At 69.0% G+C, this 15800-nt stretch carries 10 protein-coding genes; 3 read left to right on the top strand and 7 right to left on the bottom strand.

The annotated features are described in order from the left end of the window. Nucleotides 1-15: 15 nt before the first annotated feature. The 7 genes from LIN44_RS05170 to apbC form a co-directional block, all read right to left on the bottom strand. A complete protein-coding gene (locus tag LIN44_RS05170) occupies nt 16-3042 on the bottom strand; it encodes a molybdopterin-dependent oxidoreductase (RefSeq protein ID WP_227313807.1) in 3027 nt (1008 codons plus the stop codon). Between the two features lie 73 nt (nt 3043-3115). Then, a complete protein-coding gene (locus LIN44_RS05165; RefSeq protein WP_227313806.1) occupies nt 3116-3331 on the bottom strand; it encodes a formate dehydrogenase in 216 nt (71 codons plus the stop codon). A 168-nt stretch (nt 3332-3499) separates the two neighbouring features. Further along, nucleotides 3500-4138: a molecular chaperone gene (locus LIN44_RS05160; RefSeq protein ID WP_227313805.1), complete on the bottom strand. Its 639-nt coding sequence runs from the start codon at nt 4136-4138 to the stop codon at nt 3500-3502. A 39-nt stretch (nt 4139-4177) separates the two neighbouring features. After that, nucleotides 4178-6343 carry a 4Fe-4S binding protein gene (locus LIN44_RS05155; RefSeq protein WP_227313804.1) on the bottom strand — a complete coding sequence of 722 codons (2166 nt, stop codon included), beginning with the start codon at nt 6341-6343 and terminating at the stop codon, nt 4178-4180. Nucleotides 6344-6443: 100 nt separating this feature from the next. Continuing rightward, on the bottom strand, nt 6444-7079 hold the full coding sequence (locus LIN44_RS05150; RefSeq protein ID WP_227313803.1) for a DUF3306 domain-containing protein: 636 nt from the start codon (nt 7077-7079) through the stop codon (nt 6444-6446). A gap of 31 nt (nt 7080-7110) precedes the next feature. After that, the gene (locus tag LIN44_RS05145; protein ID WP_227313802.1) at nt 7111-7653 is read right to left on the bottom strand and encodes a DUF3305 domain-containing protein; all 543 of its coding nucleotides are present in this window, start codon (nt 7651-7653) and stop codon (nt 7111-7113) included. 17 nt (nt 7654-7670) lie between these two features. After that, nucleotides 7671-8759: an iron-sulfur cluster carrier protein ApbC gene (apbC, locus tag LIN44_RS05140; RefSeq protein WP_227313801.1), complete on the bottom strand. Its 1089-nt coding sequence runs from the start codon at nt 8757-8759 to the stop codon at nt 7671-7673. Nucleotides 8760-9061: 302 nt separating this feature from the next. On the opposite strand from apbC, the gene LIN44_RS05135 reads away from it, so the two are divergent. The 3 genes from LIN44_RS05135 (at nt 9062) to LIN44_RS05125 (ending at nt 15757) form a co-directional block, all read left to right on the top strand. Beyond that, nucleotides 9062-9700 (top strand): OmpA family protein, encoded by a 639-nt coding sequence (locus LIN44_RS05135; protein ID WP_062801526.1) that lies wholly within the window; start codon nt 9062-9064, stop codon nt 9698-9700. 288 nt (nt 9701-9988) lie between these two features. Next, nucleotides 9989-12061: a methionine--tRNA ligase gene (metG, locus tag LIN44_RS05130; protein ID WP_227313800.1), complete on the top strand. Its 2073-nt coding sequence runs from the start codon at nt 9989-9991 to the stop codon at nt 12059-12061. A 360-nt stretch (nt 12062-12421) separates the two neighbouring features. Next, the gene (locus LIN44_RS05125; protein ID WP_227313792.1) at nt 12422-15757 is read left to right on the top strand and encodes a carboxyl transferase domain-containing protein; all 3336 of its coding nucleotides are present in this window, start codon (nt 12422-12424) and stop codon (nt 15755-15757) included. Nucleotides 15758-15800 lie beyond the last annotated feature (43 nt).

Genomic DNA, 15800 nt, shown 5'->3' with positions numbered 1-15800 from the left:
GGTGTTCCTCTGCGCTTAGGCAAACCGCTCGATCTGGCAAATGGTGGTCTTGGTTTCCTGCATCATCGTCACCGAGTCATAGCCATACGTGGTGGCGGTGTTGACCGCTTCGCCACGCACCACCGGCATCGCCCCTTCGGGGTAGTAGTCCTTCAGGTCCTTGCCCTGCCACCAGCCCGAGAAGTGGAACGGGATGAAGGCGGTATCGGGCCCGACCCGCTCGGTCACCAGCGCGCGCACCTTCAGCGTGGCGCCGGTCGGGGTCTTGACCCAGCAGTAGTCGCCGTTGCGGATGCCGCGGTCGGACGCGGCGCGCGGGTTGATCTCGACGAAGTTCTCCTGCTGCAGTTCGGCCAGCCACGGGTTGGAACGGGTTTCCTCGCCACCGCCCTCGTACTCGACCAGCCGCCCGGAGGTCAGGATGATCGGGAACTTCTCGGCCACCTTGTTCTCGAGGTTGCGCTGCTGCACCGACTTGTACAGCGTCGGCAGCCGCCAGAACGCCATCTTGTCGTCGTGGGTCGGATACTTGGCGACCATGTCGGGACGCGTGGAGTACAGCGGCTCGCGGTGCTGCGGGATCGGGTCCGGGAAGTTCCACACCACCGCGCGCGCCTTGGCGTTGCCGAACGGATGGCAGCCATGGTTCTTCAGCACCACGCGCTGGATGCCGCCGGACAGGTCGGTCTTCCAGTTCTTGCCCTCGGCCTTGGCCTTCTCGGCATCGGTCAGGTCGTCCCACCAGCCCAGCTTCTTCAGCAGCACGTGGTCGAACTCGGGATAGCCGGTGGTGATCTCCGCGCCCAGCGAGTGCGAGCCGTCCTCGGCCAGCAGGTTGACGCCATCGCGCTCCACGCCGAAGTTGGCGCGGAAGTTGCCGCCGCCGTCCATCACATGCTTGGTGGTGTCGTACAGGTTGGGCGAGCCCGGGTGCTTCAGCTCCGGCGTGCCATAGCACGGCCACGGCAGCCCGAAGTAGTCGCCGGTCAGGTCGTAGCCGGTGACCGGGTCCTTGCCCGACTTGCAGCGCAGCGTCTTGACGTCGAACATCTGCATATTGCGCATGTGCGCCTTCAGCCTTTCGGGCGACTGGCCGGTGTAGCCGATGGTCCAGTTGCTGGCGTTGATCTCGCGCAGGATCGATTCCGGCTCCGGCTCCATCCAGGTCCGGCCGGCCCGCTTGACCTCGATCATCTTGTAGTTCTTCGACAGCTCCTTGCCGAAGCCGAGCTTGTCGGCGAAGGCCTGCATGATGGTGTGGTCGGGCATCGACTCGAACAAGGGCTCGATCACCTTCTCGCGCCATTGCAGCGAGCGGTTCGAAGCCGTGCACGAGCCCGAGGTCTCGAACTGCGTGGCGGCGGGCAGCAGGTATACCGCGCGGTTGGGGTTGACCTTGTCGCCTTCGGCCGGCGGCATGTTGGCCATCGCCGCGGTCGCCGACGGATACGGGTCCACCACCACCAGCAGGTCGAGCTTGTCGAGGGCTTTCTTCATCTCCAGCCCGCGCGTCTGCGAGTTCGGGGCATGGCCCCAGAAGAACACGCCGCGCACGTTGTTGTCCTGGTCGATCAGCTCGTTTTTCTCGGTGACGATATCGATCCAGCGCGACACCGTGGTGCCGGACTTCTCCATCATCGCCTGCGACACGAACTGCTTCTTGATCCATTCGTAGTCCACGCCCCAGACCGCCGCGTAGTGCTTCCACGCGCCGGTGGCCAGGCCGTAGTAGCCCGGCAGCGAATCGGGGTTGGGCCCCACGTCGGTGGCGCCCTGCACGTTATCGTGGCCGCGGAAGATGTTGGCGCCGCCGCCCGACACGCCGATATTGCCCAGCGCCAGCTGCACGATGCACGAGGCGCGCACCATCGCGTTGCCGATGGTGTGCTGGGTCTGGCCCATGCACCACACCAGCGTGCTGGGCCGGTTCTTGGCCATGGTCTCGGCCACCAGGTAGACCTGCGCCTCGGGCACGCCGGTGACCTCCTCGACCTTGTCGGGGGTCCACTTGGCCAGCACCTCCTCCTTGATCTTGTCCATGCCGTAGACACGGTCGTTCAGGTACTTCTGGTCTTCCCAGCCGTTCTTGAAGATGTGGTACAGCACCCCGAACAGGAACGGGATGTCGGTGCCGGAGCGGATCCGCACATAGTGGTGCGCCTTGGCCGCGGTGCGCGTGAAGCGCGGATCGACCACGATCACCTTGCAGCCGTTCTCCTTGGCATGCAGCAGGTGCAGCATCGACACCGGGTGCGCCTCGGCCGCGTTCGAACCGATATACAACGCAGCCTTCGAGTTCTGCATATCGTTGTACGAGTTCGTCATCGCACCATAGCCCCAGGTGTTGGCCACGCCCGCCACGGTGGTGGAGTGGCAGATGCGCGCCTGGTGGTCGGTGTTGTTGGTGCCGAAGAACGACACCCACTTGCGCATCAGGTAGGACTGCTCGTTGCTGTGCTTGGAAGAGCCGACGAAGAACATCGAGTCCGGGCCGCTCTGCTGGCGGATCTCCTTCATCTTCGCGGTGATCTCGTCGAGCGCCTGGTCCCAGCCGATGCGCTGGTACTTGCCGTTGACCAGCTTCATCGGGTACTTGAGCCGGTATTCGCCGTGGCCGTGCTCGCGCAGCGCGGCACCCTTGGCACAGTGCGCGCCCATGTTGAGGGGCGAATCGAACACCGGCTCCTGGCGGATCCACACGCCGTTCTGCACCACCGCGTCGACCGCGCAGCCGACCGAGCAGTGGCCGCACACGGTGCGCCGGACCACGATGCCGGTCTTGCCGTCGCCGGCGGCCGCCTTCTTGTCGTCGGCGGCGTCGGCCTTGCGCAGCAGCGTCAGCTGCCCGGCCGCGAGGCCGGCGCCGACCCCGATGCCGGAGCGCTTGAGGAAGCCGCGGCGGTCCATGGTGGGCATGGCGCCCGCCAGGCTTGCCGCGAGTCGTTGCGAGAGCCGGCCGGAGGCGGATTCGGGCCGGCTGGCGAGGCCGTCAGCGAGGCGGGCGGATGCGCCCTGCGCCGCGCGTTTGCGGGTCAAGATCATGTCTCACCTCAGAAACGGACGATTGGGTAGCGTCCGGTTGCAGGCGGCGCGCCAGACCACGCCGCCGTGGCAGTTACACCAGCGTGGTCCGGTAATACTTGCGGATGTGGTCGGAGACCCGGTAACCCTTGCTGTCCGACGGAGGATCGGTGGATTCCGGCAGGGCTGCAGCCTGGCCCGGCATGGCGGGTGCGCGCGCGCTCAGCGCTGCCGCACCCGTGGCGGCGGCCACAACTCCGGCGCCCGCGAGAAACGTGCGGCGCGCGACCCTGGTTGGCTTTTCTCTCATGTGGGGGCTCCTCGGTTGTCAAAGCCCGATGGTTGTGCCGTTATGCGTTGTTATGCATATTCTAGAATCAACTCAAAGGAAAGACCATGACAAGCACGGGTTTTTCCTTACCTTCTGCTCCAACTTGAGCTAGGAAACCTGCGCCTTGCGCCGCATCAGCCCCCGCGCTCAGCTCATCTCGAGCGCCACCGCCTCGACGCTGGCGAAGGTCCCCAGCAATCCGGCCACGCTGCGATAGAAGCGCGCCTGCGGGTGCGCCGCCACCGCCTCGCACAAGGGCTCGATCCACGGCTGCAAATGCTTCGCATAGAAACGCTGCTGCTCGCCCAGGTTGGACACCGACAGGTCGTCGCCCGCCACCAGGAAGCGCATCACCTCGCACAGCGTGGCGATATGGTCCTCGGTCTCGCTGACGCCTTCGTGGCGCTCCAGGCCATAGCGGGCCAGGTCTTCGCGCAGCGCCACCAGCGGGCGCTCGTTGAGGAAGCCCGTCATATAGAAAGAGCCGTAGAGGAACACGTCCTGGCGGCCCACGCCGACGAACAGTTGCCGGTACTCCTCCTCGGCCTCGGCCGCGGTGGTTTCGGATGCTGCGTCGCACAACGCGTTCCACGCCTTGCCCAGCACGGTGTGCGCGTCGTCGCCGACGGCGCGGTTGGCGGCGATGTGATGCAGCAAGGCGGCGTCCGGCGCGCGGTAGAACAGCGTCGCCAGCAGCCCGTAGAGGTCGGCGCGGGCGGTGTCTTCGCTGTCCGCGGGGTCGGCGGGCGGTGCGGCGGTGAGCTGGATCGGCTGGAAATCTGTCATGTCGTGATGAATTTTTTTCCTGGTCGCCCGGGACGGCTCTCAGCGCAGGGTGGCGCCGGTGATGGCGCCGGGGTCGCGTTCCATCATGTCCACCACGCGGCAGTCAGGGCACATCCTGAGCCGCTCCGCCGCGGCGCCGGCAAAGGCCGGATGGCCGGCCAGGCGCACCAGCATCGACTCGACCATCTGCGCCGTGCCGAACGGCTTGGCGCAGCGCACGCAATGGAACGGCTGGGTCTCGTTGAGCGTGACCGGGCGGCGCGCCGCATCGCCGGCCAGCAGGCGCGGCACCAGGGCAATGGCGTCCTCGGGGCAGGTCTTCTCGCACAGCCCGCACTGCACGCAATTGCGCTCGATAAAGCTGAGCACGGGGCGCTCGGGGTTGTCGCGCAGCGCCTGCGACGGGCACGCGCCGACGCAGGCCAGGCACAAGGTGCACTTGCCGGTATCGACGGCGATGGCGCCGATCGGAGCGCCCGCCGGCAGCGGCACGCTCTGCGCCGGCGCCGGCGCATGGCGCACCAGGTGGTCGAGCGCAAAGTCGAGCAGCTCGCGCTTGGCCGCGACCGGGCCGAAGGCCGCGGGCGGCAGCGCGTGGCGCGCCGGGCGCAGCGCCGCCAGGCCGGCATCGAGCGCTTCGGTGCCGGCGGCGTCGACCAGCGACAGCGCCTCGCCGTCATAGCCCAGCCCCGACAGCAGCGCGCGCCCGACCGCCATCTGCTCCAGCAGCGCAGTGCGGTATTGCGGGGCTTCGTCGCCGGTCAGCAGCACGGCGACGCGGCTGGCGCCCCAGCACAGCGCGGCCAGCCACAGCTCCAGCCCCACCGAGGCCGGATGGAACAGCGACAGCGGCATGACCGGCGCGGGCACGCCCCGCGCCTTGCCGCCGCGGGCGGCGCGGCCCAACGCCAGCAGCGCGGGCGTGCCAAATTCCTCGCCGTGCAGCAGCACCACCGGATCGCGCGCGCCGGCCTGCCGGTAGGCGGACAGCAGCGTGCGCAGCCGCGCGCCGGTGGTCTCCGGCCCGGGATAGCCATAGCTGATGGCGCCGCTGGGGCAGACCGTGGTGCAGGCGCCGCAGCCCATGCACAGGTTGGGCGCGACTTCGATGCGGCCCTTGCCGTCATGCCAGCGCGAGGTGATGGCCTCGGTCGAGCAGATATCGATGCAGGCGGTGCAGCCGGTAGTCTGGTTGCGGCCGTGCGCGCACAGGCTTTCTTTGTAGCGGAAGAACCTGGGCTTCTCGAACTCGCCCACCAGTCCGGCCAGCAGCAGCGCCTGGGCCTGCTGGCGGGCGGGGTCGGCGCCGGCATGCAGGTAGCCCTGCGGCGGCTGGTGCATGGCGAAGGCGGGCGCGTCGCACAGGTCGAAGACCAGGTCGAAGCGGCCCGCGCCGGTGCCGTGCGGGCGGTCGAAGTCGATCGCCGCGGCGGCGCCGCAGGCGCGCACGCAATCGCGGTGCGCGCGGCAGCGCGACAGGTCGATCTGGTAGCTGAAGTCGATCGCGCCTTCGGGACAGGCATCGATGCAGGCATTGCAGCGCGTGCACAGGTCCAGGTCGATCGGGTTGCTGCGGCCCGCGCCGGTCTCCCAACTGGCCTCGAAGGCGCCGAGCCAGCCGCTCAGCGCGGCCAGCCGGCCGCTGTGGACCGGATAGGCGCGCGCCGCGGGCTGCGCGGCGGTGCCGTCGCGCGGGTCGCCGCCGGTCAGCAGCACCGTGACTTCGAGCTGCATCGCCGCCAGCCGCTCGGCCCACGGCAGCGCGCGCGCGGCCGGCCCCAGCACCAGCACCGCGCCGTCGCTGCGGTAGTCCACCACCGGCACCGGCTCGGGTTCGGGCAGCGCGGCCACGGCCAGCAGCGCGGCGATCTTGGCGTTGGCGGTCCGCGGGTCGCGCCGGGCGCCCTGCGACCAGCCGCCGGTCTCGCGGATATTGACGAAGCGCACCGGCGCGGTCACCACCGGGCGGCCATCGCGGCCCTGCGCGGCTTGCGCGGCCACCTCGGTAAACAGCTGGCGCTCCTGGGTGCAGGCGACGATCACGTCCTCGGTGCCGTCCAGCGCGGCGGTGAAGTCACCGATTTCGCGCCGGCACAGCAGCCGATGGACCTTGAGCGGCCCCTGGCTGGCGTCGCGGGTTGCGTCTGACAATGCCGCCCCGTCCAGCGGCATGGTGTCGTTGCAATTGCAGATCAGCGTCGGCATGGCGAGTGCGGCTGACCGGTCCGGACGTCCCTTCTTGGCGGGGGTCTGCGGGCCGGCGGATTATGGGGATGCCTATTGTAGGCTGCGCTGCCGCCGGGGGCTACGCGCGATTATGCGGATCCTGCGGCGGGTCTTGCGGGTGGGTCTTGCTGGCCCTGTGGTTCGCTTGTTGTTCGCTTTGACCGGCGTGCGGCGGCGGCGTTTCGGCGCCTGCCTGCGCATCGGCCTGTGACGTCGGCACGGCGGCTGCTTCGCCCTCCGGCGCTTCATGCGGTGAAGACGATACCTGTTCCGCCCCCGACAGCCGGGCCGCGGTTTCGGCCGCGGCGCGTTCCTCGTCAGTCGGCTCGAACAGTCCCAGCGTTTCCGCCTGGCGCAGCTGGCGCAGGATCTCGGGCGGGATCGGGTCCGGCTTGCCGTAATCGTCGATATAGATGTCGAGCCCGTCCATCACATTGAAGTGCGGGTCGGCAAACAAGGTCTTCAGCGCGGCGCGCTTGACCGATTCGTCCACGCCGCGCGCGACGAAGCGGGCGATCTCGTCACCGGGCCGCAGCGCCGCGACATCGGCCAGCGTCGGCGGCGGCTCCTGCGGCGCCTCGCGAGCGCCTTCGACGGTGGCTGGGACGGCATCGGTCGCGGCCACCACCGGCGGCGGCTCGGCCGGCACGGCCACGCCCTCGCGCACCGCGGCCTTGCGGCGCGACCAGCGCGACAGGAAGGACGACTCGCTCATGGGCAGGACCGTGTCTCGGTGGGGTCAGAAATCAGTAGCGGGCGCGCTCGTCCGGCGCCTTGAAGGATTCGGGCCGGCGCCGCTGCTTGGGCTCGGGCCGGTAATGTTCGTTGACGTAGGCCTGCAGCCAGTCGCGCTGCTCCGGCGCCAGCGGCACGTTCTCGACGGTCTCGCCGGCATCCAGCCAGCGGCCGGCCTCGTTGTATGACAGCGCCACGGTGACCGGCACCGGATGCGCCTCGTCGCCCTGGCCCTCGCTCCCGCCCTCCTCGGGCATGCGCCACAGCACGAACCAGCATGGCGTGGCCGAGGTCAGGTTCAGGTAGTAGCCTTCGCCCTGGTCGCGGAACAGTTCCACTTCGTAGCCCGGGTACAGCCAGCGCGCGCCGTGGGCATCGTGCTCCAGGCATACCGGCCGCGTGCCGAACTCGCCCAGGTCGGGCAGCACCGCATCCAGCTGCCACTTCCAGGGCTGCCAGCGGTTGGCCAGCGCCACCTTGCGCATCACCACGGCCATGGTGACGGCGGGACGGGCGCCGGGCGGCGGCGGGTTGGCGGCGGGCTGGCTGTCCATGCGGCAGGCGGGAGGGCTCAGGTGTTCTGCACGACGATGCTGGGGAACTTGCTGGTCATGTCGCGCGCCTTGTCGGCGACCTTGATCGCCACCTTGCGCGCGATGGCACGGTACATCTCGGCCACCGGGCTGTCGGGCTCGGCCACCACGGTGGGGCGGCCGGAGTCGGCCTGCTCGCGGATGCGCAGGTTCAGCGGCAGGCTGCCGAGCAGGTCGACGCCGTAGTCGGCGCACATTTTCTCGCCGCCGCCGTGGCCGAAGATATGTTCGACATGGCCGCAGTTCGGGCAGCAATAGACCGCCATGTTCTCGACGATGCCAAGGATGGGAATGCCCACCTTCTCGAACATCTTCAGGCCCTTCTTGGCGTCGAGCAGCGCGATGTCCTGCGGCGTGGTGACGATCACCGCGCCGGTGACCGGCACCTTCTGCGACAGCGTCAGCTGCACGTCACCGGTGCCCGGCGGCATGTCGACGATCAGGTAATCGAGGTCGTGCCAGTTGGTCTGGCGCAGCAGCTGCTCCAGCGCCGAGGTGACCATCGGGCCGCGCCACACCATCGGGTTGTCCTGCTCGATCAGGAAGCCGATCGAGTTGGCCTGCAGGCCGTGGCCCTCGAGCGGCTCCATGGTCTGGCCGTCGGCGGATTCGGGGCGGCCGTCGATGCCCAGCATCATCGGCAGGCTCGGGCCGTAGATGTCGGCGTCGAGCATGCCCACGCGCGCACCCTCGGCAGCCAGCGCCAGCGCCAGGTTCACGGCCGTGGTCGACTTGCCCACCCCGCCCTTGCCCGACGCCACCGCGATCACGTTCTTCACGCCCGGCAGCAGCTTGACGCCGCGCTGCACCGCGTGGGCGACGATCTTCATGCTCACGGCCACGCTGACATTGGTCACGCCCGGCACTTGCCGGACCGCGGCCACCACCAGCTTGCGGATCGGATCGAACTGGCTCTTCGCGGGGTAGCCGAGTTCCACCTCCAGCGATACCTCGCCGCCATCGACGCGGATGTTCCTGGCCGAGCGGGTGGACACCAGGTCCTTGCCCGTATTGGGGTCGATGACGGTGCGCAGGGCTTCGGTAACCTGCTCAGTGCTGAGGCTCAAGACAAACTCCGCTTGGATAGTGGGGAACGGGCGCATGATGGCCTGCGCCTAATGTATCAAAGTATGCAGCACCGGCCATGAACGCCGGAAATCCGCGCGCAATCCCCTCTGTCGGGTGGGGGATTACAGACAATTACAAATCTCACAAGCTTGCACTTGTGCGCGCGCCGCCATATCCATATTGTAGTGCGGTTGGAAGGCCTGGCACGCCGGGCACCATGGGTTACCTGCCGCTTGCGCCTTGGCGTTACCATCGCGATGCGGTACCAAGAACACTTACGGGAACATCAGAAGGAGAAAGCATGAAGATCAAGCTCGTTACCGTTTCGCTCGCCGCCGCCACGCTGCTGGCCGCCGGCTGCGCCACCGAACAGCAAACCCACACGGCGGTCGGCACCGGCGTCGGCGCCGCGGTCGGCGCGGGCCTTGGCAACCTGATCGGCGGCAACACCACCGGCACGCTGGTGGGCGCGGCAGTGGGTGGCGCCATCGGCGGCGCGACCGGCTACAACTGGAACGCGATCCGCGGCAAGCTGAACAAGGACACCGCGGGCACGGGCACCCAGATCACCGAGCAGCCGGACGGCTCGCTGAAGGTCAACATCCCCAGCCAGGTCACCTTCGACACCGACAGCGCCACCATCAAGCCGTCGTTCCGCTCGGTGCTCGACCAGGTCGCGCAGACCCTGAGCCAGCACCAGGACGTCAGCGCCAACGTAGTGGGCCATACCGACAGCACCGGCAACCCCAACTACAACATGCAGCTGTCGCAGCGCCGCGCGCAGAGCGTGGCCGGTTACCTGGGTGATCGCGGCGTCGCACGCAACCGCCTGACCGCCGAAGGCCGCGGCCAGAGCCAGCCGGTCGCGGACAACGGGACCGAGGCCGGACGGGCACAAAATCGCCGCGTCGAAATTTTTTTGAAACCAATTCAAGGGTGACCCTGTCATAGAAACAGGTGCCGCTTGCCACCGTTGCTGGCTCGCGATGGGTGGCTGACCTCCCGGGCGGTACCTGATTTCTCCTCCTTTTCCGTTGTGGAAAGCTGCGCCGGCACTGACCGGCGCTTTTTTTTGCCCGCACGGCTGCGGCACGCCTGCCATTCCGCGATGCGGAACTGCCGCGCGGCGGCCGCCCAGTGGTTAAAATAGCCCCTTCCCGGCACGCGCCCGCCCTTCCTGGCCGGCGCCGTCCCCCACGATTTCCCCGCTCCTGACCGGCTCCTGTTTATGACCGCACGTCGCATCCTCGTCACATCCGCCCTGCCCTACGCCAACGGCCAGATCCATATCGGCCACCTGGTGGAGTACATCCAGACCGATATCTGGGTGAGGTTCCAGCGCATGATGGGCAACGAGGTCTACTACGTCGGCGCCGACGACACCCACGGCACCCCGGTCATGCTGCGCGCCGAGAAGGAAGGCATCACGCCCAAGGCGCTGATCGACCGCGTCTGGACCGAGCACAAGCGCGATTTCGACAGCTTCCTGGTGTCGTTCGACAACTACTACAGCACCGACGCCGAGGAAAACCGCGAGCTGTGCGAGAAGATCTACCTGGCGCTGAAGGCCGAGGACCTGATCGCCGAGCGCGAGGTCGAGCAGTTCTACGACCCGGTCAAGAACATGTTCCTGCCCGACCGCTTCATCAAGGGCGAGTGCCCGAAGTGCGGCGCCAAGGACCAGTACGGCGATTCCTGCGAAGTGTGCGGCACCACCTACGTGCCGACCGACCTGAAGAATCCCTACTCGGTGGTGTCGGGCGCCACGCCGGTGCGCAAGTCGTCGGCCCACTACTTCTTCAAGCTGTCCGATGCGCGCTGCGAGAGCTTCCTGCGCGAGTGGGTGGCCGACCTGGCGCAGCCCGAAGCCGCCAACAAGATGCAGGAATGGCTGGGCGCCGAGGGCGAGGCCTCGACCCTGTCCGACTGGGACATCTCGCGCGATGCGCCTTACTTCGGCTTCGAGATCCCCGGCGCGCCGGGCAAGTACTTCTACGTGTGGCTGGACGCCCCGATCGGCTACTACGCCAGCTTCAAGAACCTGGCGCAGCAGCGCGGCATCGATTTCGACGCCTGGGTCGGCCCGCACTCGACCGCCGAGCAGTACCACTTCATCGGCAAGGACATCCTGTACTTCCACACGCTGTTCTGGCCGGCGATGCTGCGCTTCTCGGGCTACCGCACCCCGACCAATGTGTTCGCCCACGGCTTCCTGACCGTGGACGGCGCCAAGATGAGCAAGTCGCGCGGCACCTTCATCACCGCGCAGAGCTATATCGACACCGGCATGAACCCGGAATGGCTGCGCTATTACTTCGCCGCCAAGCTCAACGCCAGCATGGAAGACCTCGACCTGAACCTCGACGACTTCATCGCGCGCGTCAACAGCGACCTGATCGGCAAGTACGTCAACATCGCCAGCCGCGCCGCGGGCTTCCTGGTCAAGCGCTTCGACGGCAAGGTCGATGAAGCCGCGCTGGCCCATCCGTTGCTGGAGCAGCTGCGCCAGGCCGCGCCGCAGGTGGCGCACCTCTATGAAAGCCGCGAGTACAGCAAGGCGCTGCGCCTGGTGATGGAGCTGACCGATGCCGTCAACGCCTTCGTCGACACCGAGAAGCCATGGGAGCTGGCCAAGGACGACAGCAAGCGCGCCGCGCTGCATGCGGCGTGCTCGGTCTCGCTGGAAGCGTTCCGCCTGCTGACCATCTACCTGAAGCCGGTGGTGCCCAACGTGGCCGCCGGGGTCGAGCGCTTCCTCAACGTCGCGCCGCTGGACTGGCGCGCGATCGACCAGCAGCTGTCGGCCGCCAGCCCGGTGCAGCCCTACCAGCACCTGATGACGCGCGTCGACGCCAAGCAGGTCGATGCGCTGCTGGCCGCCAACCGCGAATCGCTGCAGGCGGCCGCGGCACCGGCTGCCAACGCATCCGCCAACGCATCCGCGATCGAGCCGATCGCCGACACCATCACCATCGACGACTTCGCCAAGATCGACCTGCGCGTGGCGAAGATCGTCGAATGCCAGAAGGTGGAAGGCTCGAACAAGCTGCTGCAGCTGACGCTGGACCTGGGCGAAGGCCGCACCCGCAACGTGTTCTCCGGCATCCAGTCGGCCTACACGCCGGAGCAGCTGGTGGGCAAGCTGACCGTGGTGGTGGCGAACCTGGCGCCGCGCAAGATGAAGTTCGGCGTCTCCGAAGGCATGGTGCTGGCAGCCTCGGCCGCCGATGAAAAGGCCGCGCCCGGCCTGTACATCCTGGAGCCGCACAGCGGCGCAGTGCCGGGCATGCGCATCGGCTGATCGTCCGGCATCGCTGTGCCCTCTCCCGACACGCGGGAGAGGGTTGCATCCCGCGGCACGCCCGTGACGCGGTTTTCCCCGGCGGCGCATCACCGCCCCACCCCTCGCGGCGTAACGTCGCACCCGCCACAGCCGCCCGAATTCTGCAATGCAGAACAAGACCGCGGCAAATTCCCTCGCTCTCCCCGGCTCTATGCACACGCGGCATGTCATACATGGTTCCGGCGCATCGCGCTTGTGACCCCCTGGCTAGCCGCGTAGATTCCACCTCGCAGAATCACAAACCACAAAAAACCAGAAGCCGGCAGCGCAAGCCACTTGCGCGCTCGTGTGCCGCCGCTTCGCATGGAGGGGACATTTGTGAAGAAGCTCCTGATCGCCAATCGCGGCGAGATCGCGTTGCGCGTGCAGCGCGCCGCCCGCGATCTCGGCATCGCCACCGTGGCCGTCTACGCCACCGACGACGCCGGCAGCCGGCACCGCCTGCTCGCCGACGAAGCCGTCGCGCTGCAGGGCGAGGGCGCGGCGGCCTATCTCGACATCGACGCCATCCTCGCCGCGGCGCGTGCCACCGGCTGCGATGCCATCCACCCCGGCTACGGTTTTCTCAGCGAGCGCGCCGATTTCGCCACCGCCTGCGCGGCGATGGAGATCGTCTTCGTCGGACCTGAGGCCGAACACCTCGCCCTGTTCGGCGACAAGGGCCGCGCGCTGGCGCTGGCCGCCCGCTGCGGCGTACCGGTGATGCCGGCCACGCCGGGCGGCGCCACGCTCGACGCGGTCACGGCCTTCTTCGACGAGCAGGACGGCGCCGGCGTGGTGCTCAAGGCCGTGGGCGGCGGCGGCGGGCGCGGCATGCGCGTGGTGCGCGAGCGCGACGCGCTGGCTGAAGCCTATGCGCGCTGCCGCTCCGAGGCGCGCTCGGCGTTCGGCGTCGAGGCGATCTACGCCGAGCGGCTGGTGGCGCGCGCGCGCCATATCGAAGTGCAGATCGCCGGCGACGGCGACAGCGTGATCGCGCTGGGCGAGCGCGACTGCACGCTGCAGCGCCGCTTCCAGAAGGTGGTGGAGATCGCGCCCAGCCCGGCGCTCGATGCCGCGCTGCGCCAGCGCATCGTCGACGCTGCGTGCACGCTGGCGCGCGAGGCGCGCTACCGCAGCCTGGGCACGTTCGAGTTCCTGGTCGAGGCGCCCGAGCACGGCGCCGGCCGCGACGGCGCCGCGCTGCCCTTTGTCTTTATCGAAGCCAATCCGCGCCTGCAGGTCGAGCACACCGTCACCGAGCAGGTCACCGGGATCGACCTGGTGGCGCTCCAGCTGGGGCTGGCGCAGGGCCGGCGCCTGTCCGAACTGGGGCTGGACCCGCGGCACCCGCCGCGCGTGCGCGGCTATGCGATCCAGGTGCGCGTCAATGCCGAAGCCACCGACGCGCAAGGCCTGGCGCGCCCGGCGCAGGGCCGGCTGGAGCGTTTCGATCCGCCCACCGGGCCGGACGTGCGCGTCGACACGCACGGCTATACCGGCTACGCGCCTTCCGCGCATTACGACACGCTGCTGGCCAAGCTGATCGTCACCTCGGCCAGCGACCACTTTGCCGACGCGGTGCGGCGCCTGCAGCGCGCGCTGGCCGAATTCAATATCGCCGGCATCGCCACCAACCTGGACCTGCTGCGCGCGCTGGCGGAACACGATGACTTTGCCAGCCAGCAGGTGCATACCCGCTATATGGAGACGGCGCTGCCCGCGCTGCTGGAACGGGCCGCGCAGATCGGCGCGCAGCACGCGGCACGGCACGCCCTGTCCGGTGCCGCCGTGGCGCCGGTGGCGGCGCCGTCGAGCACCGCCAGCTTCGAGGAACAGCTGGGCGAAGGCCTGTGCGCGGTGCGCGCGCCGATGAACGGCCGCGTGATCGAGCTGGCGCGCGAGAACGACGTGGTCAAGGCTGGCCAGACCGTGGCGGTGCTCGATGCGATGAAGATGGAGCACGCCATCGTCGCGGAACAGGCGGGGCGCGTGATCGACCTGCGCAGCGCATCGGGCGAACAGGTGGCCGAAGGCCAGGTGATGCTGGTGCTGGAGCCCGCCGACGCCGGCGCGCATGCCGGCGCCGACACCGAATGCGCCGATCCCGCGGCGATCCGCCCGGACCTGCAGCGCGTGCTGGACCGCCACGCCTTCCTGTACGACGCCGCCCGCCCCGATGCGGTGGCGCGCCGCCATGCGCGCGGCCAGCGCACCGCGCGCGAGAATGTCGACGACCTGTGCGATGCCGGCAGCTTCCGCGAATACGGCGGGCTGGCGCTGGCGGCGCAGGCCAGCCGGCGCAGCGAGGCCGACCTGATCGCCAACACGCCGGCCGACGGCCTGATCACCGGCACCGGCACCGTCAACGGCAGCCTGTTCGCGCCGGAACGCGCGCGCTGCGCGGTGCTGGCCTACGACGCCACCGTGCTGGCCGGCACCCAGGGCAAGCGCAACCACACCAAGACCGACCGCATCCTGGAAGTGGCGCTGCGCAACCGCCTGCCGACGGTGATCTTTGCCGAAGGCGGCGGCGGGCGCCCGGGCGATGTCGACTTCCCCACCGTCGCCGGCCTGTACCAGCCATCGTTCGGCGCCTTCGCCGAGCTCAGCGGCGAAGTGCCGGTGGTCGGCATCGCCTCCGGGCGCTGCTTCGCCGGCAATGCCGCGCTGCTGGGCTGCTGCGACCTGATCGTCGCCACGCGCAACGCCAACATCGGCATGGCCGGCCCCGCCATGATCGAAGGCGGCGGCCTGGGCGTGTTCCGGCCGGAGGACATCGGCCCGGCCGCGGTGCAGTACCACAACGGCGTGGCCGACCTGCTGGTCGACGACGAAGCCGCGGCGGTGGCGGCGGCGAAGCACTACCTGTCGATGCTCCAGGGCCGGCTGCCGACATGGCAGGCACCCGACCCGCTGGCGCTGCGCCACGTGGTGCCGGAGAACCGCCTGCGCGTGTACGACACCCGTGCCGCCATCGACGGGCTGGCCGACGTCGGCAGCGTGCTGGAGTTGCGCGCCGGCTTCGGCACCGGCATCCACACCGCGCTGGCGCGCATCGAAGGCCGGCCGGTCGGCATCCTCGCCAACAATCCGCGCCACCTGGGCGGCGCCATCGACGCCGACGCCGCCGACAAGGCCGCGCGCTTCATGCAGGTGTGCAACGCGCACGGGCTGCCGATCGTGTCGCTCATCGACACGCCCGGCTTCATGGTCGGCCCCGAGGTCGAGGCCCGCGCCCAGGTGCGCCACGTGTCGCGCATGTTCGTGATCGGCGCCAAGCTGCGGGTGCCGTTCCTGGCGGTGGTGCTGCGCAAGGGCTACGGCCTGGGCGCGATGGCGATGGCCGCGGGCGGCTTCCGCGCGCCCAGCTTCACGCTGTCGTGGCCGACCGGCGAGTTCGGCGGCATGGGGCTGGAGGGCGCGGTGCGGCTGGGCTTCCGCAAGGAGCTGGAAGCGCTGCCGGCGGGGCCGCAGCGCGATGCGCTGTACCAGCAGCTGGTGGCGCAGATGTACGAACGCGGCCATGCCATCAACGCCGCGGCGGCGCTGGAGCTCGATGCGGTGATCGATCCCGCCGCCACGCGGCAGTGGCTGGTCAGCGGACTCGACGCGGGCGCCGCCGACCCGCACCGTTCCCAAAGACCGGTACGCCCCTTCGTCGACGCCTGGTAGGCGCGGCGGCGGACAACACCAGAGCGACAGCAAGAGGAGACAG

The organism is Cupriavidus sp. MP-37, from assembly GCF_020618415.1.
Lineage (GTDB): Bacteria > Pseudomonadota > Gammaproteobacteria > Burkholderiales > Burkholderiaceae > Cupriavidus.
The sequence above is the reverse complement of the archived record's forward strand: the minus strand, read 5'-3'. Positions and strand labels throughout refer to the sequence as shown.